Genomic DNA, 18431 nt, shown 5'->3' with positions numbered 1-18431 from the left:
TGTCATCGCCTGAGCGTCGCTATGTGATCACCTTCGGCTGCCCGGACCGCACCGGCATCATCGCGAGGATCTCGTCGTTCCTCGCGGAGAACGGCGGCTGGATCGTCGAGGCCGCGTACCACACGGACCCGGAGACGGGCTGGTTCTTCACGCGCCAGGAGGTCCGCGCGGACTCCCTGCCGTTCGGCGTGGACGAGCTGCGCGCGAGGTTCGCCGACGTGGCCGCGTCCCTCGGCGCGCAGTCGACGTGGACGGTCACCGACACGGGCTCCCGCAAGCGCGTGGTGATCCTGGTGTCGCGCGAGGGCCACTGCCTCTACGACCTGCTGGCCCGCGTGGCCACCGGCGAGCTCGACGTCGAGGTGTCCGCCGTCATCGGCAACCACCCCGAACTCGGCGACATCACGCGCGCACACGGCATCCCGTTCCACCACGTGCCGTTCCCAGTGAACGACCCCGAGGGCAAGCAGGCGGCGTTCGCCCAGCTGCGCCTGCTGGTGGAGAAGCACGACCCGCACGCCGTGGTCCTGGCCCGCTTCATGCAGATCCTGCCGCCGGAGCTGTGCGCGGCCTGGTCCGGCCGCACGATCAACATCCACCACAGCTTCCTGCCGTCGTTCATCGGCGCCCGCCCGTACCACCAGGCGCACCGGCGCGGCGTGAAGCTGGTCGGCGCCACCTGCCACTACGTGACGGCCGACCTCGACGCGGGGCCGATCATCGAGCAGGACGTGATGCGCGTGCACCACGGCGACTCCGTGGCGGACATGGTGCGCAAGGGCCGTGACATCGAGAAGGTCGTGTTGGCGCGCGGGTTGCGGTGGCACCTGGAGGACCGCGTGCTGGTGCACGGCAACCAGACGGTGATCTTCTGAGCTACCAGCTCTCCTTGCGGTAGACGGACTTCTCCGCGAAGTCCTCGTCCTCGCGCTGGGGCTTCTGCTGTGGCAGCTGAGGTTGCGGGCCGGGCACCTGGACGTCGGTGTCCAGTTCGGTCGCGTGACTCCCGACGACCTGGCGGAACTCGCCGAGCACGTTCGTCGCGGCCTGTTCCCTGGCTTCGCGGACCAGCGCGAGGACCTTGCCTGCCAGCTCCGCGTTGCCCTCGATCTCGAGGTCGAGCAGCGCGCCGTTCGCCGCGACCGTGACGGTGAGGGCCTTGTCCTCGCTCGTCACGGTCGTGCCGGCGGATTCGAGGTTGCGGCGGAACGCGGTGGCGTTGCGCTGGAGTTCGGCGGTCTTGGCCTCGAAATCGGCGAGCCATTCGTCGGGAGTCATGTTCATGCTCATTTCCGGGTCGGGCGGGGGCCGTACTTCTTCTCGAGTTCGGCGGGGTCGCCGATCTCCACCTCGCCGCTGAAAACGGAGTCCGGTGAGCTGCGCACCTCACCGGAAGGCGGCTTGTCCGACGAGTAGAAGGTGACGGGCAACGACACGGAACGCTCGCCCGACTTCCAGTAGATCTCGCGCGCCTTTTCCACCAGTTCGCCGAACTTGGCGTCCGACACCGACGCCGCAGCCAGGGTCGCCTGCAGGTGGACCTGCTGGCCGAGGTCGAGCCCGTGCACGTACCGGTACGCGGCGTCCTCCACCCCTGTCGTGGACTTCCACCCCGCGACGACCTGCTTGCCGATGTCGTCGACGGCCGGCCGATTCGCGTCGGTGGCGCCGCAGCCGGCCAGAAGTCCGGCTGCTGCCACGATCGCGGCCACGCTACGGAAGTTCATTCACACCCTTTCGAGCGACGTGGTAGTTCCAGGTCACCGAATTCTTGTCGTCACCGTTCAGGAACGCTCCTGCGGTGTCCCTGAAACGGGCGACCGAGGGATCTGAGCCCGAGTCCAGCTGCCGGGCTGCCTCGGTGTAGTTCTCGCGGATCGCGTGATTCCCGCCGAACGTGCCGGTCTGGTTGTCGAAGGTGACGGTCGTCCGGTTCGCCGAGTCGGGGTTGTCGCTCGCGTCGAGGCGCGGAACGATGTCGTTGCGGTTCTCCAGCGAGAGCACCTGGACGTCGGACGGCACGTCGATGCGACCAACCGGCGATCCCGCGGTCACCACGTGGGTCACGTTGTAGCCGTTGGCTTTCAGATCGGTGGTGGCCTGCGCCGCGACGATCCCGCCCTGGCTGTGGCCGACGAGCATCACCGGTGCGCCGGTGTCGTGCGCCCCTGCCTCGCGCAACGCCTGCTGGATGCCTTCCTGCAACACGGTGTTGTTGCCTGCCATGGCATCCACGTTGACGCCCAGGTCGTTCGCGCTCTCCACCTGCCCCGGCAGCGGCCAGTCCTTCGTGCCGGGAACATCCACCACGTAGCCGGTGACGTTGCCGTTCGCGTCCTTGATGATCTTGACGTCGATGTTGCTCGGACGCCCGCCGTCGCCGTCGTCCATCCCGTCATTGCGCTTCGCCAACCCGTTGAGCAGGTCTTCCAGGTCGTCTGGAGCGCCATAGCCGTGTTCGCCGAGGCGGGTGGTGACGGCCTCGCCGTCCGGGTAGGTCGCGGCGAGCAGATCCAGGGTGGTGGCGAGGTCGACCGGGATTCCAAGAGCGCTGAGCACGCCCGGCGACATGCCGACCAGGTTGTCGACCATGCCGGGGTGGTCGACCAGCCACTTCTCCCAATCGCCGTCGTAGTTCAGGTACACGTCGGTGGCGATCGCGCCGCCGCCGACGAGCGCGGCCCCGACGGGGTTGGTGGCCACCGCGAGGCCAGCGAACCACCGGCTGGCGTCCAGGCCCTTCGCCGCGAGCTCGTCGGCCATCTCGTAGGCGATCCGGGTGGCCTTCAACGCCTCGCCGCGCAGGCCGATGCCGGCGGACGTGGCGGTGAGGCCGTTCGGGCCGTCGAGCGCGACGGCCATCGCCGCCTCGAACTTGACCACGCCGCCTGGGTTGAGCAACGACGACGCGAGCACGTCCGGTTCGGCGAGGAACTTGTGGCCCGCGACGGCGGTCTTGAGCGTGTCCCCGGCGACGTCACCGGTGAGGTCGCCCAGTGCCGCCAGGTCGTCGTACTTGGCCGTGACACCGCCCGCGCCGCCGCTGACCCCGATGTTCGAGACGGTCATGCCAGCGCTCCTGCCACGGCGGGGGCCACCCAGGTGCCCAGGTCTTCGCGTTGCGCCGGTTCGATGCGCACCATGCGGCGGTCCGAGCCGTCAGGTTCCGGGTCGAGGCCACTCCAGCCGCCGGCCGTGTGCACCCAGTTGACCTGGGAGGTGCCGCCGTTCCAGACGACCAGGCAGCGCAGTGCCCCGTCCGTCTGCACGGCCACGTCGCGTGCCAGCGAGGCCTCGTCGCCGGACAGGTTCAGCGCGTCCGCCACGGCCGCGGGCCCGTCCGGGTCGGCGGCGCGGAAGAGCCTGGCAGCGCCCATCTCCTGCAACGCCACCAACGGCAGACGGCCGCGCAGGGGTTCGGCGTCCTGGACGCCGCCGAGGCGTGCTTCGAGGCTCACGACGGCTTCCGGCTGCGGCACCGCGCGGACCAGTTCCTTGCCGAGGTCGACCGACGCGAACATGGACAGCTCGACCGCGCCGTCACCCAACGCGAACAGCGACGCGCCCAACGGTCCGTTGACCGCGTGCACGCTGTGCGAGGACTTGGTGCCGATCGACGCGATGGTGTCGAGCAGAACCGTTGGCCTGGCGAGGATCTGGAGGTTGCGTTCGACCGACGGGTGCACTTCCGCCTCGTCGCCGACGCCCGTCACGACGCGCTTCTTGGTGAGCTCGGCCTCGGCCGGTCCGATGTGGACGTCCGCCGGCATCCAGTCCGGTGGCAGGTCGACACCGGTCTTCTCGACCAGGTAGGCGAACTCTCCGGCGGACAGCACCAGCCGGTGCGGTGCCGGGGTCACGCGGGCACGCCCTGGCCACGCATGAACTCGCCGACTTCCAGCCACGCCTTGTCGCCGTGCGGCGGCAGGTTGTCCGGCCCCCACTTCCACCCGGTCCACGGCGCCTGCGGTGGCTGGGGTGCTTGCCCGCCACCGAAACCGAGCGCGTCGGCCACGCCGTTCGCGATGTCCTTCACGGCGTTGTCGAACGCATCCACAGCGCGGTTGAACGTGTCGATCGCACTCTTGAACCAGCCGGTGACGGCCTCCGCGATCCGCTTGATCGCCGCGATCATCTCGCGGACCTCCTGGGCGTGCTGCCGCAACACCGCCGCAGCGCCGTCGAGGCCTTCCGCGGCCTTGAACAGCTGCCGCTTGTCGCCCTCGACCGTGTCGCGGCAGCGATCAGCGGCGATCGACTGCCACTGCATCCTGCGCGCCGAGTCGTTCATCTCGGTGCCGCGCGTGCGGACCGACTCGGCGCGCTTCTCGATCTCACCCGCGATGCGGTCCAGCTCGTCCGGATTGCCGTACATGCCCACCCCGTTCACTCGGAGTGAGCAAAGCACAACAGAAAGAGGCCTCGCCCACCGAACCGGAGAAGATGAGCGGAACTACTCAGCGGCCGGGTTCGAGTTCACCAGCTTCCGATTGCGGCCCGTGCCGGCGTTCCACCTCGACGACGTCGCCGAGCTTGAACTTGACGTCGTTGCTGGTCAGCAGGTCGGCCCCGGCGGACGACCGGAGCCGGACGCGGAAGTCGACCCGGCGGCCGGTACCCGTCCAGTAGTCGCGCCGGATGATCTCCATCGCCTCGTCGGCCTTCGCCTTGTCCGCGACGGTGGCCGTCACGCTGAGGTACTGCCAGTGGTCCATGCCGGTCGTGTACTCCACCTCGACCGCGGAGACGCCGTCGTGCGACTTCAGGTCCGACTCGATGCGGTCGCTCAGATCCTCGACGGTGTCGTCGGACGTGCCACACACGGTGATGGGCAGCAACGACGCCAGGAGCGCGAGGCGCTTCACTTGCTCGGCCGCGTCGGTCGGAGGCCGTAGCCGGCCGCAGGATCGTCGTCGAACTCGATGCGGCCCTGGCCGATGGGTTCGGCCTCTCCCGGCTTGTCGGCGCAGGGCGGGTCGTCGGTGGAGTAGACGAGGTAGACGGCGCCGATGTCCCGCGAGGTGCCCCGCCAGTAGTCGCGCCGCGCGATCTCGACCAGGTCGTCGACGGTGGTGGCGGTGATCTTGTCCGCGTCCAGTCGGCGACGATCTGCTTGCCGACTTCGTTGATGTCCGCGTTGAAGTTCTCCAGCACGCTGCACCCGGTCAGCAGCAGGAGACCGGTAGAAGTCTGAGCACTGCGCACCCCCGCCATGGATCTTGGCAGGGGTGCGCAACGGGTGTGCCCGGCGACCCGCGCACACCCGCCAAGTGGCGATCTTCTAGCGGTGCTGCCCAACCGTGCCGAGCACCTCTTTGAGCCGCTGCCGGGCTCGGGCCATGAAACCCGGCGAACCACGAACGTCGACCAGGACATCCGGGTCATCTGTCGAGTGCCCCGGCGAACTCAGATCTTGTTGGCCGCCATGCCCACCGCCTCGACCAGCCACCCGGCGTCCGCGGCCGACACGACGGCGGGCGGGGTGAAGCTGACCGTGCGGCCGCGGAAGTCGGCCAGCACGCGGGACCGCAGCAGTTCGCCGGTGAAGATGTCGGCGGCCCGCTGGTCGGGGAGCTCCACGCCGAGCAGCAGGCCGCGGCCGGTGGCGTGGGCCTTGCCCGCGGTGACGGCGCGCAGGCCGTGCAGGAGCTCGTCGCCGAGCAGCTTGGCCCGTTCGACGAGGCCTTCTGAGGCGGTGACGCGCAGGCAGGCGTTCACGGCGGCGGAGGCGAGCGGGGAGACGGCGTCGTGGCCTCGCCACAGCGGCACCTCGACGGCGGCCGAGGCGACGACGGCGGCGATCGGGAGGACGCCGCCGGACAGGCCCTCGCCGACCAGCATGATGTCCGGGGTCACGCCGTCGAGGTCGGAGCCCCACCAGACGCCGAGGCGGCCCAGGCCGGAGCGGGTCTCGTCCACGACGAGCAACGCGCCCGCCTCGCGGCACACCTCGGCGACGTTGCTCAGGTAGCCGGTGGGCGGGAGGGCCACGCCGCGGACCGGTTCCACGAGGACGCAGGCCGGCGGGCCGGAGGCGAGGACGGCGCGCAGCGAGTCGATGCCGCCGTACGGGACCTCGCCCGTGGTCAGGACGCGTGGGCGGCCGTTGGCCTGGGCGAGGGCGACGGCGAACTGGGCGGCCTCGGACGCCGAGGGAAAAGTGTGGATGTGGTCGAGCCCGTGCGGGGTGACCAGGTCGAGCATCAGGCGGTCCAGCAGGGACGGCCTGCGCACCTGGCCGACCACCGCCTGCACCACGGCCGGGTGGGCGTGGCCTAGCAGGGGGACTCCGTACCCACCGCAGTCCAGGTACTCGACGCGGTGGGGATCTACCACTCGGGCGCCTCTGGCGGCGCAGCCGGTCAGCTGTTCGGTAGCCATTTCGGGGAACCTCTCCTGGGCAGCGCGGCCCGCGGCCGCTCGTCGGGGGATGGCGAGCGGACCTGTGTTCCCACCAAGACATTCGGATCCGGGGTCCCGTTGGTTCGCGCGAGGCATAGGCTTTTCCCGTGCGGATCGAAATCACCGACCTCGACCAGCTGCGCGCTGCCCCTGACCTGCGCAAAGCCGTCATCATCGGGCTGGACCTGCATCGCGAGGACGTGCGGGTGCCGATGGACGGTGCCCTGCTGCTCGGGTGCACGCTCAGCGAGACCATGCAGCGCAGGGCGGAGGCCGCGGGAGCGTTGATCTTCCCGGTCATCCCCGACCTGCCCTACGACGTGTACCGCTCCGCCCTCTACACGCCCGCGGAGCTGTTCGCGGGCTTCGACCCGGCCGACCCGAAGTCCTACGCCGACACCCCCGACGCGGTCATCTACAAGCACAGCAAGCAGCAGGGCCACCACCCCGACCCGTTGCACGCGCTGGCGGAACGCCTGCACGACCACTCGATCACCGAGGCACTTGACGAGACGCTGACGGGCTCGCCGGTCGCGGTCATGGGCGGCCACGCGCTGGCCCGCGGCTCCGAGGGCTACCGCAACGCCGTCACGCTCGGCGCGGCACTCGGCAACGCGGGCTTCACCGTCCTGACCGGCGGCGGACCGGGCGCCATGGAAGCGGTACCACTGGGCGTGCGCCTGGGTTCCGCCGACTCGGACGTCCTCGACGCGCTGGCCAAGGCCCCGTCGTTCGGCCACGACGACGAGTCGATCGGCCGCTGGCTCGCCGCGTTCCCGGAGATCCGCAGCTTCGACAAGCCGCGCACGATCGGCATCCCGACCTGGTTCTACGGCCACGAGCCGCCCAACCCGGCCTGCGAACTGCACGCCAAGTACTTCGCGAACTCGGTCCGCGAGGAGGGCCTGCTGACCGTCGCGACCGGCGGCATCGTCTACACGCCGGGCAAGGCGGGCACGGTCCAGGAGGTCTTCCAGGACTTCACGCAGAACTACTACGCCAGCGTCGGCCCGGCCGCACCGATGATCTTCCTGGGCCGCGACTTCTGGACCGACGAGGTCCCGGCCGCGCCGCTCGTGCAGAAGCTCGCGGCGGGCCGGGAGGCCGAGCAGTGGATCCTCGTCACCGACGACGTCGACGAGGCGATCGCGCTGCTAACCAAGTACGCGGGCTAGCTCGGGCAGGACCTCGGCGCCGGCGAGCTTCATCAGCACGTCGCCGGGGATCAGGATCTTGCTGCCCCGGATGCCGCTGCCCACGATCAGTTCGGGGGCGGCGGCCACCTCGGGCGACACCAGGATGGGCCAGTCCGCGGGCACCCCGATCGGCGTGATGCCGCCGTACTCCATGCCGGTCAACGCCACGGCCTCGTCCATCGGCGCGAACGACGCCTTGCGCGCGTCGAGCCGCTTGCGGATGACGCCGTTCACGTCCGCGCGCATGGTCGCGAGCACCATGCAGGCTGCATAACGGACGACGTCACCGCGCTTGCCGGCCACGACCACGCAGTTGGCCGAAGCTTCGAGCGGCGAGCCGTAGTGAGCGCAGAACTCGGCGGTGTCGGCGAGAGTCGGGTCGATCTCGGCGACGGCGACGCGGTCGGCGCCGTCCAGGGTCTTGAGCGCGGCCGCGACGGGCTCGGGCACCAGGTCGAGGCGGGAAAGCACAGGTACGGGTTCGAGAGACCCGGCGATGGTCCACACGGTGTCCATTGTCGCTGCTCCGCAGACTCCGGCGAATTCGCCTGGCAGCTGGTCGTCCTGCCAAACTCCATTTGACCTTGACGCAACGTCAACCCTTACCTTCGATTTCAGCGCGCGAAGGGGGAACCGAGATGGCCTGGTCGATCGCCCAGGTGGCCCGGATGTCGAAGGTGACGTCCAGGACGCTGCGGCACTACGACTCGATCGGGCTGCTGCCGCCGGCCTGGATCGGCGACAACGGTTACCGCTACTACGAGAAGGAACAGGTGCATCGCCTCCAGCAGATCCTGCTGCTGCGCGACCTCGGCCTGGGCCTCGACGTGGTGGCGGAGATGCTGAACGGCACGGACCAGCTGACCGTCCTGCGCAACCACCACCGGTGGCTGCAGGACGAGAAGCAACGGCTGGACCGGCTCGCCGGCACCGTCGCGCGGACGATCGCCGAACTGGAAGGAGGGGACGAGGTGAAGATGGAAGAGCTGTTCGACGGCTTCGACGCGAAGAAGCAGGAACGTCACGAGGCCGAGCTCGTCGAACGCTACGGAGAGGGCGCTCGGGAGCACATCGCCGAGAGCCGGAAGAAGATGAAGGGCTGGACGCGGGCCGACGCCGACGGGTTCATGGCCCGGTGGCAGGACATCGCGGCACAGCTCGGCGCCCTGTACACGCAGGGCACCGCGGTCGACGCTCCGCGGACGCAGGAGCTGATCGACAGCCACTACCAGTGGATCTGCCTGAGCTGGACGCCCAACCGGGAGTCCTACAAGGGCCTCGGCGACCTCTACGTCGACTCGGACGAGTTCCGGGTCAACTTCGAGGTCGAGGGCGGCGGCAACATGGCCGAGTGGATGCGTGACGCCATGGCCCACTACGCCGAGACCCGGCTGGCCTAGCGACGACGCGGGAGCTGCAGATCCCGCGTCACCGCCCAGGGGCGAGAGCCATCAGCCCAGGTCGAAGGCCTTCAGGGCCTCCCGGTTGAACGCCGGCAGGTCGTCGGGGTTGCGGGACGTCACGAGCGTCCACCCGTTCATGTCGCACACCCGGACCTCCTCGTCGGCCCAGTCGCCGCCCGCGTTGCGGATGTCGGTCTGCAGGCTCGGGAACGAGGTCAGCATCTTGCCGCGCACCACGTCGGACTCGACCAGCAACCACGGCCCGTGGCAGATCGCCGCGATCGGCTTGCCCGCCGCGACCAGGGCCTTCACCAGCGCCACCGCGTCGGGTTCCGTCCGCAGGAAGTCGCTGTTCGCGACGCCGCCGGGGATCACCGCGCCGTCGTAGTCGTCGGCGCTCGCGTCGGCGTACGTCGTGTCGACGGGGAACGTGTCGGCGGGCGTGAGGTGGTTGAAGCCCTGCACCTCGCCGAGCTTCGGCGCGAGCAGGCGCGGCACGCCGCCCGCCTTCTCGACCTGCGCCCACGGGTCGGTCAGCTCGACCTGCTCGATGCCTTCCGACGCGACCAGGAACGCGATCTTCTTCTGTTCAGCCATGCAGTTCGGCTACCCGCCGAAGAACGAGACCAACCGATGCCGGACGTCGTTCCGATGGGTGATCATCGGCGAGGGCGAGTCGATCAGCCACAGCTCGCCGCGCGGGAACGCCGCCGCCGTCGCCCTGGCCACGGACTCGGGGTGCAACGGATCACCGACAGCCCCGATGACCAGCACCGACGTGGAAACAGAGGCCAGCACCGAGGCATCGGCCACGGCGACCTGCCCCGGCAGCTGCTCAGCCGCGGCGGACAGCCGCTTCAACGCCTCCCGCCGCTCGGCCACGTAGATCGGCGGCCCGACGGTCAGGTCGGAGAGCTGCTGCACCGTGAACGACTCGTGCCGCTGGTCCAGCACCGCGGGCAGCAGCAGGGCCACCCGCGAGAACCGGTCGGGCTCGAGTGACATCAGCCGCACCAGAGCACCGGCACCCAACGACACCCCGACCGCCTGCGAGGCGTCAACGGTGCCCAGGTCGGCGGCGATCGTGCCGTAGTCCCAGTAGCCGGGAGGCGCGTCGGGCGCCGACCCGTGCGACGGCAGCGTCACGACGACGCGGGTGCCGGGCAGCCCGGAGGCCGGGATGCGGGCCTCGCCGGGGGTGGCGCCGAGCCCGTGGGCGACCAGCGTCACCGGTGTGCCGGAGCCGTAGGAGTGCGTGATCACCAGCGCGGGCCGCGCTGGACCTCGATCAGCCGCGGGCGGACGTCCACCATGTAGACGAGCACCGCGATCAGGCCGGCGAGCCAGAAGATCGACCCCGCGCCGCGCGGCTCGAACAGCAGCAACGCCGCCGTCCCGCCGCCGGTGATGCCGAGCCAGGCGGGCTTCGTCATCTTCTCGATCGCGGTGTAGGCGTCCGGCCGCTGGCTCACCGCGTGGAAGAACGCGAACAGGCCGAAGAAGCTGAACACCACATCGGCGAGGAAGAGCACGATGCCGTCGAGGTTCCAGATGCTGATGTACGGCAGGTAGAACACAGGGCCCAGCCTACGTGCCGGTACGAGAAGAGGGGAGCGGCCCTGGTCGGGCCGCTCCCCTCTAGATCAACTTCTCGGCGTGCTCACCTCGCGGGAGCCGCCGCGCGACTCACTTGGTGGTCGGCGTGGTCTTCTTCGCGGCCGCCGTGGTGGTGGTCGTCGTGCGGGTCGTCGTCGCCGGCTTGCGGGGCGCGGTGCGGTTCGCGGTCTTGCGGGCGGTGCTGCGCACCTCGTGCGCGGCCTCGCCACCGACCTCGACGATCTCCTCGGCCAGCTTCTCGGCGGCGTCCTCGACCTCGTGGGCGACCTTCTCGCCGACTGAACGGGTGCGGCGGGTCACCTTGCCGAGGACGTCGTCCGCGAGGACCTTGGCGTCGGCGGCGGCGGACTCGGCGCGCTTCTGCGCGGCCTCGACGGCCTGCTCGACCTGCTCCACGGCCTGCTTGACCTGCGGCTGGGCCTTGATCTGCTCCAGCGTCTGCTCGCCCTGGTCGGCGAGGTAGGTGTACAGGTTCACCGCGGAGGCGGTGTAGGCGTCGACGAGCTTCTTGAGCTCGGCCGGCTGCAGCTTCTCGCGCAGGTCCTTGAGCTCGTTCGGGAGGTCGACGGCCTGGGTGCGGGCCTCGTCGGCGCGCTCCTTGGCCTTGTTCAGGGCCTCGACCACGGCCTTGGCGGCGAGGTCACCGGCGCCGAGCGCGGCGAGCAGCGCCTGGCGTGCGGCGTGGGCGCCCTGCTCGGCGGCCTTGCGAACGTCTTCCTGGGTGAGCTTCGGCATGGAGATCAGTCCTCCTGTTGTCTGGCGGAGTTCTCCCGCCGGAAAGATTCGTAAACGTCGAGCAGCACCTGCTTCTGCCGCTCGGTCAGATCGGTCGCGGCGACGATGGCGTCCGCCAACGCACCGCCTTCGCGCTGCTGGAGGATCCCGGCCTCGACGTAGAGCACCTCGGCCGAGATGCGCAGCCCCTTGGCGATCTGCTGGAGGATCTCCGCACTGGGCTTGCGCAGTCCTCGCTCGATCTGGCTGAGGTAGGGGTTGGAGACTCCCGCCTGCTTCGCCAACTCCCGCAAGGAGATCTTGGCGGTGTTGCGCTGCTCGCGGATGTACTCACCGATGTTGCGCCCGAGGTCCGCGACCGCTTTGTCGATGGACTTGTCCACTGTTCCCGCTCCCGTTCCTCGTGCCATCAACCACGTTAGCGACGAGTGCTAGCAGTTGCAAGCACTCTGCTAGCAACAGCTGCGTGGGCTCCGCCACAGCGTTACCGTGGGAGGTGACATGGACGACGCCGGGGCCTTGCGCGCCGAGCTGGCGGATCACCTGCTCGGCGTCGGCGCGCTGCGCGAAACCAAGTGGCACAAGGCTTTCCAGGCCGTCCCGCGGCACGAGTTCCTGCCGCGGTTCTACCGCCAGCTGCACACCGGCGACTGGGAGCGCGTCACCGGCGCCGACCCGGACTGGCTCGAGCTGGTCTACGCCGACCGGGTGTGGGTTACCCAGTTCGACGGTGACGACACGGTGACCGGCGGCACACCGACGTGCTCGTCGAGCATGCCCACGATCATGGCGATCATGCTGGAGGCGCTGGAAGTCCACAACGGACAGTCGGTTCTCGAGGTGGGCACCGGCACGGGCTACAACGCGGCTCTCCTCTGCCACGCGGTGGGTTCCGGCAACGTGACGACGGTCGACGTCGACCCGAACATCTCGCGACGGGCACGCGAACGCCTGCACGCCAACGGGTTCCATCCCACCTGCGTCACCGGTGACGGCGCAAGGGGCCATCCGGCCAACGCGCCCTACGACCGCCTGCTGGCCACGTGCTCCGTCTCGACCGTCCCACCCGCCTGGCTGGAGCAGACGCGCGAAGGCGGCCTCGTCGTCACGACCCTGCACCGCCCGATCGGCGCCGGACTGGTCAGGATCGTCTCGAACGGCGACGGCACCGGCGAGGGCCGCGTGCTCGGCGAGGACGGCCGGTTCATGCCGTTGCGCGCCCACGCGCTGCCGACCGCGCCGGCCGGAGCGGGCGACTACGACCGGCGCGCCACCGCGGTGCGGCTGAACACCGTCGTCGCCCCGGCCAGCCCGTTCGAGTTCTTCGCGGGCATCGCGCTGCCCGGCGTGATGGCGGGCCAGGACTGGCTGGCCCATTCGGACGGATCCTGGGTGCACCACCGCGGTTCGCACGTCGACCAGGGCGGCCCGCGCCGGCTCTGGGACCTCGCCGAGCAGGCCGCCGCCGACTGGCACGACCTGGGCGAACCCCGCCGCGCGGACTTCGGGATCACGATCACCCGCACCGCCCAGCACCTCACCCTGGGCGATCTGCACTGGCATCTGTGATCAACAACCAAACGTCACGACACGGGTCACTGAATCGACCCCTCGCGGATGCGGTGCGTCATGATTCGACGCATGTCCCGATTCCGTCAGCAGGCGTTGCTGGCAGGCTGCGTGCTGACGGCCGTGCTCACCGCGGCCGGGCTGTTCGTCACCGACCACGGCATCGACCCGCACCTGTGGCTGATCGTGCTCGCGGTGGCGTTCCTGGGCTTCCTGGCGCTGCTCGACCCGTGGGTCAAGCGCAGGCACAACGCCGCGCTCAGCACCGACGAGCACCTGGACGCGGCCTGCCGCGCCCTCGCCGTCGGCCTGCAGGCGCAGTGGAACGAGGAGGTCCGCTCGCGCGGTCTCACCGACCCGGACGTGCTCGACCTGCACTGGCTCGCTCCCGAGCTGGACGTGAGCGACGAGCCGGACGCGCCGCCCGGACGCAGCGACGCCGTCGTGGGCGCGTTCGAACGGCAGCTCAACCGCCGCATGGTGATCATCGGCGAGGCCGGCACCGGCAAGTCGACGGTCGCGATGCTGCTGACGTGCGGCCTGCTCGACCGCTACGACGGCGGCATGGTCCCGGTGCTGCTGCCGCTGTCCACGTGGAACCCGGCGGTCGAGGACATCCGCACCTGGCTCACCCGCAGGCTGTACGAGGACCACCCGGCACTGCGCAACACCGAGCTGTACGGCAGCTACGCCGGCGACCTGCTGGTCGAGCAGCACAAGATCCTGCCCGTGCTCGACGGCCTCGACGACATCCCGGCCCACCAGCGCGCGGACGCCCTCGCCAGGATCGCCAAGGCGTTCCCCGCCAAGCGCCCGCTGGTGCTGACCTGCCGCACGGACGAGTTCGCGTCGGCCGTGCGCCTCGCCGGTCCGCTGCCGGGCGCCGACGTCGTCGAACTGGCACCGCTCGACCTGGAGGAGGTCGCCGCCTACCTGCGGACGAGCTCCGACAGCTGGGGCGCGGCCCGCTGGGAACCGGTGTTCATCCAGCTGCGCGAGGAACCGGACGGCAGGCTCGCGGACGCGCTGTCGACGCCGCTCACGATGTGGCTCGCCAGCATGGTCTACGCCGACAGCGAGGCCGAACCGACGGAATTGCTCGACCGCGGCCGCTTCCCGGACGCTCGGGCGATCTCCGACCACCTCTGCGACGAGCTGGTGTCCCGCGCGTACGGCAACCGGGCGTTCGCGCACCACGCCAAGGCGACGCAGGTCTGGCCCCGCGACCGCGCCCGCAAGTGGCTCGAGTTCCTGGCCCACGAGATGCGCGACCGCGGCATCCGCGAGCTGGCCTGGTGGGAGCTGCGCCGCTCGGTCGGCAACACGTGGCTCGCCGTGCTCGGCGCGCTCGTGCTCGGTGCGATCGGCGGGTTCGGCGTCGGCTGGCTGATGGCGTACTCGATCACGCCGTCGCTCGCCCCGATCACCGGTCTGGTCGCGGGCATCGCCGTCGGAGCGGCCGCGCTCACGGCGTCACAGGAGCGCAAAGCCAAGCCACGCTTGGGGATCTGGCGCAGCCTGCTGCTGGTGCCCGGAGTGCTAGGCCTGGCCGCCGGACTGGTTTTCGGTGCTCTGTACGGACTTTCCGCCGGTCTCGTGGTCGGGCTCGGCCTGGCCGTGGCGACCGCGCTGCGGTTCGCGTTGTCCAGCGCCGCCGAGCTCTCCCAGGCATCAAGTCCACAGTGGACGATGGCGCGCGACAGGATCGCGGTGTGGACCGGTTCTCTCGTGCTCGCCGTGGTGTTCGGCTCCGCCGCGGCGCTGGTGTTCGGCCCCGGCCAGACCGGCATGGTCGGCCTCGGTCTCGCCTCCGGCCTGATGCTCGGGTTCGCGCTGGCCGTCCTGCACCTGCGCTGGTGGTGGTTCACGGTCGCGCGGATCTGGCTGGCACTGCGCGGAAAGCTCCCGTGGGAGCTGATGGTGTTCCTGGAGGACTCGCGCAAGCTCGGCGTGCTCTGCCGGGCGGGGGCCTGCTACCAGTTCCGGCACGGGCTGGTGCAGGACCGCCTGGCAGAGCACGAGACGACGAGCAGGACTACTCGGTCCGCAGGCCAAGTGCTCCGGTCGCCCTTCTCAGCGAAGGCAACGTCAGAGCAGTGACCAGCACGACCAGCCCCACCGAGATGCCGGTGACGACCCCGATGCCGGTCCAGTCGTAGGCGACCTCGGCGTCGAACGCCCACGTGACCAGCACGCCGAGCAGCACACCGGTGCCGACCGCGACCACCGTGGAGATCACCAGCGGAATCCCGTTCTGCCACACCAGTGACAGCGCGAGCGTCCGCCGCGGCACCCCGCTCGCCGCCATCGCCGCGAGCGGCCGGCGGCGTTCCCGCACCTGTTCCAGACCCACGACCAGCAGGGACGCGCCGGCGAGCAGCAACGTGATCAGCGCTGCCCCGTAGAGCGCCCTGCGGACCGCCAGGAACACCTGCTCGACCTCGGAACCGCGGTCCTGCCCGAAGAAGGTCGTGTGCACGCGCCACGAGTAGGGCGCGAGAGCGTTGCGCACGTGCTCGGCGACGTCCGTCCGCGACAGGTCCAGGTCGGCCTGGACGTCGGCGTACGCGTGGGTCAGGTCGACGTCCTTCGCGGCGGCCGGGGTGGCGAAGATGCCGATCAGGGTGCCGTTCGCACGCTCGACCTGCGGCACCGTCCAGGTCCGGCCGGTCCCTTTGAACGTCAGCGTGTCACCGGGCTTGGCGTCGCCGAAGCCGTTCGCGGTCGGCACCTGGAAGATCTGGCCGTCGGCGCAGCTCGAGAGCTTCACGACCGTCCGCAGCGCCTCGCAGCTGCCGACCGAGATGGTGGTCGTGTCGCCCTCGGGCGTCGTCGTGAAGGCGCGCTGGAGGCTTTGCACCCCGGCCACCCCCGGCGTCCTGGCCAGCAGTTCCGGCAGTTCGGGGATCGGGGTGGTCTCGTTGACCGTGACGTTGAGCGAGTGGTTCCCGGCCTGCTGGGTGTCCTCCGCCTTCACGTCGTTCTCGACGCCCGCGAGGATCACCTGGAGCGTCACGGTCCCCGCGAGCACCACCGACACACCGCCGACGACCCGTGCCGCCGTGCCCGCGTCGAGCTGCAACCGGCGCACGGCCAGCTGCAACGCGGGCGTGGCGCCGCGCATCCCGTGCACGACCCGCTCGACCAGCCACGGCAGCAACACGGGAACGGCGAACATCAGCAGGACCACGCCGACGACGATCGGCCACTCCTGCGGCTTCGAGCTGCCCGCGCCGAACTTGCCGAACTGGCTCGCCAGCAGCGCCACCCCGCCGAGCGCGGGCACGACCCGCCACCACAGCCTGCGCCGCACCGGCTTCTGCTCGCGCACCACGCCGAGCGGTTCGATGATCGTCCGCCGCATGGCGAACACCGAGGACAGCACCGCCAGCACCGGCACGGCGACGATCACGAGCACCGTCAGCGGCAACGTCGGCGCGAGGTCGCTCGGGAACATCGCGATCTCGGGAATGGGGATGTCGTCGACCAGCGGCCTGATCGCGAACAACAGCCCGAACCCGACGGCGAGGCCGACCACCGCACCCGCCAGCGCCTCACCGGACGCGATCAGCCGCACCCGCGTCGCACCCGCTCCGACCAGGCGCAACGCCGCCAGCCGCCGGTCCCGCTGCGCCGCGGCCAGCCGGGCGGACACGCTCACGAAGACCAGCACGGGGAACAGCAGCACGACCGCGCCGACGATGCTGAGCATCAGCAGGATCGTCGGCAGGCCGCCGCCGAGGTAGGACTGCCCGAACGCGTAGACCTGGTTGCCGTCGTTCGGCTGGATCTCGTCGTCGCCCGCGAGGAACCGGAGGTCCTGCGGCCCGTCCATGCCCGCCGGCGCGAACGTGCCGATGACCCTCTGCGGGAACCGCGGCCGCAGCAGCTCGCCCTCGGGGCTCGCCAGCAGGGCGGCTAGCCGGGGCGACACGATGATCTCGCCGTCGTCCGGCAGCCGGTCGATGCCGGGCGGCTTGGGCGCGTCCGGCACGAGGGCGCGCACGTACGTGCCCCTGACGTAGTCGGCCCGGTACTCGACCGACCCGTTCTCCACCAGCAGCGGCGCGGGCCCGGTGCCCGTCTCCACGGTGTTGCGGGCGTCGCCGCGCTGGTCGCGGTTGCCGAAGGCGGTCGGGATCGACGCGGCGAACAGCAGCACCGCCACGCACATGCCGATGCCCACGCCCTGGAGCAGGAGCCTCACCCAGGACTTCCGGCTGCCCCCGACAGCCAGCCGGACACCCAGGGCGAGGTCGTTGAGCACGCGCTTCACCTGACGAACTCCACGTCCCGCGAACGACCGTCGCGCACCACGACCTCGCGGTCGGAGTAGGCCGCGACGCGTGGCTCGTGCGTGACCAGCACGACCGCCGCGCCGGTCTCCCTGGCGGCGGAGGTGAGCAGGTGCATGACCCGTTCGCCGTTCAGCGAGTCGAGCGCGCCCGTCGGTTCGTCGGCGAAGATCACCTTCGGACCCGTGACCAGCGCGCGGGCGATCGCGACGCGTTGTCCCTGGCCGCCGGAGGTCTCGCCGGGTCGCTGGTCGGCGACCACGTCGACCTCCAGCTTGGCCATCCACTCGCGCGCGGCCCGTTCGGCGTCCTTGCGCTTCATCCCGCTGAGCCGCAACGGCAGCGCGACGTTCTCCAGGCAGGTGAGCTCCGGCACGAGCTGGCCGAACTGGAAGACGAACCCGAACTCGGTCCTGCGCAGCTCGCTGCGGTCGCCGTCGTTCATCGCCGTCAGGTCGCGGTCGCGGTAGGTGACCGTGCCCGAGTCGGGCGGCAGGATGCCGGCGAGGCAGTGCAGGAGCGTCGACTTGCCGGACCCGGACGGGCCCATGATCGCGACGACCTCGCCCTCCCTGATCGCGATGCCGGCGCCGTCCAGCGCGTTCGTCTTCCCGAACGACTTGCAGAGGCCCACGGCGGACAGCAGCGTCGTCATCGGGCCACCTCCTCGGCGAGTTTGTCCACGCGGGCGGCGGTGAGCTCGAGCCACCGCAGGTCCGCTTCGAGGTGGAACAGGGCGAAGTCGCAGATCAGCTGGTCGGCGAGGTCGCCGTCCGCCTTGCGCCTGGTGAGGTCGCGCATGGTCGTGAGGTGCGCTGCCCGCTGGGTGTCGAGCACCTCGGTGGCGCTGCGGCCGGAGAGCAGGGCCAGCACGACCTTCGTGAACAGGGTGTTCTGCAGGTAGGGCTCCGGCTTCTCCGGCGTGCCGAGCCAGCGCTCGACGTCGGTGACCCCGGCGTCGGTGATCGCGTACCGCTTGCGCTCCGGGCCGTCCCCCGCCTCGACGCCCGCCTCGGTCACCAGACCGTTCTTCAGCAGTCGCGACAGGGTCGAGTAGACCTGCCCGTACGCGAGCGGCCGGTCCTGGCCGAAACGCTCGTCATAGGCGCGCTTCAGGTCGTAGCCGTGCCTGGGACCACCCTCTAGCAGGCCCAACAGTGCGTGTCCGATCGACATGAGCAGCACTATACACACGATGTATACACCCGGTGTAT

The 18431-nt window shown here is 70.3% G+C and carries 22 protein-coding genes; 5 read left to right on the top strand and 17 right to left on the bottom strand.

Going from position 1 to position 18431, the window contains the following annotated elements; all coding sequences use genetic code 11:
- Positions 1 to 23 precede the first annotated feature (23 nt).
- Positions 24 to 875 carry a formyltetrahydrofolate deformylase gene (gene purU / locus ACQEU1_RS28915; protein WP_433208289.1) on the top strand — a complete coding sequence of 284 codons (852 nt, stop codon included), beginning with the start codon at positions 24 to 26 and terminating at the stop codon, positions 873 to 875.
- A gap of 1 nt (position 876) precedes the next feature.
- On the opposite strand, the gene ACQEU1_RS28910 is transcribed toward purU, so the two are convergent.
- The 8 genes from ACQEU1_RS28910 to ACQEU1_RS28875 form a co-directional block, all read right to left on the bottom strand.
- Positions 877 to 1278 (bottom strand): YbaB/EbfC family nucleoid-associated protein, encoded by a 402-nt coding sequence (locus ACQEU1_RS28910; RefSeq protein ID WP_433208286.1) that lies wholly within the window; start codon positions 1276 to 1278, stop codon positions 877 to 879.
- A gap of 8 nt (positions 1279 to 1286) precedes the next feature.
- A complete protein-coding gene (locus ACQEU1_RS28905; RefSeq protein ID WP_433208283.1) occupies positions 1287 to 1727 on the bottom strand; it encodes a hypothetical protein in 441 nt (146 codons plus the stop codon).
- Positions 1714 to 3069 (bottom strand): alpha/beta fold hydrolase, encoded by a 1356-nt coding sequence (locus ACQEU1_RS28900; RefSeq protein ID WP_433208280.1) that lies wholly within the window; start codon positions 3067 to 3069, stop codon positions 1714 to 1716. The genes ACQEU1_RS28905 and ACQEU1_RS28900 overlap by 14 nt, the downstream gene beginning before the upstream one ends.
- Entirely contained in the window at positions 3066 to 3860 is a 795-nt protein-coding gene (locus tag ACQEU1_RS28895; RefSeq protein WP_433208277.1) for a hypothetical protein, read from the bottom strand. Before ACQEU1_RS28895 ends, ACQEU1_RS28900 begins: the two co-directional genes overlap by 4 nt.
- Positions 3857 to 4375, bottom strand: a complete 519-nt coding sequence (locus tag ACQEU1_RS28890; RefSeq protein ID WP_433208274.1) for a WXG100 family type VII secretion target — start codon at positions 4373 to 4375, stop codon at positions 3857 to 3859. Before ACQEU1_RS28890 ends, ACQEU1_RS28895 begins: the two co-directional genes overlap by 4 nt.
- A gap of 82 nt (positions 4376 to 4457) precedes the next feature.
- Positions 4458 to 4865, bottom strand: a complete 408-nt coding sequence (locus ACQEU1_RS28885) for a hypothetical protein (protein ID WP_433208271.1) — start codon at positions 4863 to 4865, stop codon at positions 4458 to 4460.
- Positions 4862 to 5161 (bottom strand): hypothetical protein, encoded by a 300-nt coding sequence (locus tag ACQEU1_RS28880; protein WP_433208268.1) that lies wholly within the window; start codon positions 5159 to 5161, stop codon positions 4862 to 4864. The genes ACQEU1_RS28885 and ACQEU1_RS28880 overlap by 4 nt, the downstream gene beginning before the upstream one ends.
- 245 nt (positions 5162 to 5406) lie before the next feature.
- Entirely contained in the window at positions 5407 to 6381 is a 975-nt protein-coding gene (locus tag ACQEU1_RS28875; RefSeq protein WP_433208265.1) for an aminotransferase class III-fold pyridoxal phosphate-dependent enzyme, read from the bottom strand.
- A 128-nt stretch (positions 6382 to 6509) separates the two neighbouring features.
- Between ACQEU1_RS28875 and ACQEU1_RS28870 the strand changes: the two genes are divergently transcribed.
- Positions 6510 to 7577: an LOG family protein gene (locus ACQEU1_RS28870; protein WP_433208262.1), complete on the top strand. Its 1068-nt coding sequence runs from the start codon at positions 6510 to 6512 to the stop codon at positions 7575 to 7577.
- Here the strand turns inward: ACQEU1_RS28870 and ACQEU1_RS28865 are convergent.
- Positions 7557 to 8114: a YbaK/EbsC family protein gene (locus ACQEU1_RS28865; RefSeq protein ID WP_433208259.1), complete on the bottom strand. Its 558-nt coding sequence runs from the start codon at positions 8112 to 8114 to the stop codon at positions 7557 to 7559. The two genes, ACQEU1_RS28870 and ACQEU1_RS28865, sit on opposite strands and share 21 nt — an antisense overlap.
- Positions 8115 to 8236: 122 nt before the next feature.
- Here ACQEU1_RS28865 and ACQEU1_RS28860 point away from each other — a divergent pair, with 122 nt between their 5' ends.
- A complete protein-coding gene (locus ACQEU1_RS28860; RefSeq protein ID WP_433208256.1) occupies positions 8237 to 8998 on the top strand; it encodes a MerR family transcriptional regulator in 762 nt (253 codons plus the stop codon).
- Positions 8999 to 9049: 51 nt separating this feature from the next.
- Here the strand turns inward: ACQEU1_RS28860 and ACQEU1_RS28855 are convergent, their stop codons facing one another.
- The 5 genes from ACQEU1_RS28855 to ACQEU1_RS28835 all read right to left on the bottom strand — a co-directional run bounded on the left by ACQEU1_RS28855 (position 9050) and on the right by ACQEU1_RS28835 (position 11763).
- Positions 9050 to 9598, bottom strand: coding sequence for a type 1 glutamine amidotransferase domain-containing protein (locus tag ACQEU1_RS28855; protein WP_433208253.1), 549 nt, complete (start codon positions 9596 to 9598; stop codon positions 9050 to 9052).
- Positions 9599 to 9607: 9 nt separating this feature from the next.
- Positions 9608 to 10264: an alpha/beta fold hydrolase gene (locus ACQEU1_RS28850; protein ID WP_433208250.1), complete on the bottom strand. Its 657-nt coding sequence runs from the start codon at positions 10262 to 10264 to the stop codon at positions 9608 to 9610.
- Entirely contained in the window at positions 10261 to 10554 is a 294-nt protein-coding gene (locus ACQEU1_RS28845) for a DUF2516 family protein (RefSeq protein ID WP_285645687.1), read from the bottom strand. Before ACQEU1_RS28845 ends, ACQEU1_RS28850 begins: the two co-directional genes overlap by 4 nt.
- Positions 10555 to 10687: 133 nt before the next feature.
- Entirely contained in the window at positions 10688 to 11353 is a 666-nt protein-coding gene (locus ACQEU1_RS28840) for a hypothetical protein (protein WP_433208247.1), read from the bottom strand.
- Positions 11354 to 11358: 5 nt separating this feature from the next.
- Positions 11359 to 11763 (bottom strand): helix-turn-helix domain-containing protein, encoded by a 405-nt coding sequence (locus tag ACQEU1_RS28835; protein WP_433208244.1) that lies wholly within the window; start codon positions 11761 to 11763, stop codon positions 11359 to 11361.
- 91 nt (positions 11764 to 11854) lie between these two features.
- Between ACQEU1_RS28835 and ACQEU1_RS28830 the strand changes: the two genes are divergently transcribed.
- Together ACQEU1_RS28830 and ACQEU1_RS28825 are read left to right on the top strand one after the other, a co-directional pair.
- On the top strand, positions 11855 to 12922 hold the full coding sequence (locus ACQEU1_RS28830) for a methyltransferase domain-containing protein (RefSeq protein ID WP_433208241.1): 1068 nt from the start codon (positions 11855 to 11857) through the stop codon (positions 12920 to 12922).
- A 72-nt stretch (positions 12923 to 12994) separates the two neighbouring features.
- Positions 12995 to 15022, top strand: coding sequence for an NACHT domain-containing protein (locus ACQEU1_RS28825; protein WP_433208238.1), 2028 nt, complete (start codon positions 12995 to 12997; stop codon positions 15020 to 15022).
- On the opposite strand, the gene ACQEU1_RS28820 is transcribed toward ACQEU1_RS28825, so the two are convergent.
- Genes ACQEU1_RS28820 through ACQEU1_RS28810 form a run of 3 tightly spaced genes read right to left on the bottom strand, consistent with a single transcriptional unit; the run spans position 14958 to position 18393 of the window.
- Positions 14958 to 17198 carry an FtsX-like permease family protein gene (locus ACQEU1_RS28820; RefSeq protein ID WP_433208235.1) on the bottom strand — a complete coding sequence of 747 codons (2241 nt, stop codon included), beginning with the start codon at positions 17196 to 17198 and terminating at the stop codon, positions 14958 to 14960. The two genes, ACQEU1_RS28825 and ACQEU1_RS28820, sit on opposite strands and share 65 nt — an antisense overlap.
- Entirely contained in the window at positions 17195 to 17872 is a 678-nt protein-coding gene (locus tag ACQEU1_RS28815; RefSeq protein WP_433208232.1) for an ABC transporter ATP-binding protein, read from the bottom strand. The genes ACQEU1_RS28820 and ACQEU1_RS28815 overlap by 4 nt, the downstream gene beginning before the upstream one ends.
- Positions 17869 to 18393, bottom strand: a complete 525-nt coding sequence (locus tag ACQEU1_RS28810) for a PadR family transcriptional regulator (RefSeq protein ID WP_433208229.1) — start codon at positions 18391 to 18393, stop codon at positions 17869 to 17871. The genes ACQEU1_RS28815 and ACQEU1_RS28810 overlap by 4 nt, the downstream gene beginning before the upstream one ends.
- Positions 18394 to 18431: the final 38 nt, after the last annotated feature.

Origin of the sequence: Lentzea sp. CA-135723 (genome assembly GCF_050936595.1) — a bacterium.
Classification (GTDB): domain Bacteria; phylum Actinomycetota; class Actinomycetes; order Mycobacteriales; family Pseudonocardiaceae; genus Lentzea.
The sequence above is the reverse complement of the archived record's forward strand: the minus strand, read 5'-3'. Positions and strand labels throughout refer to the sequence as shown.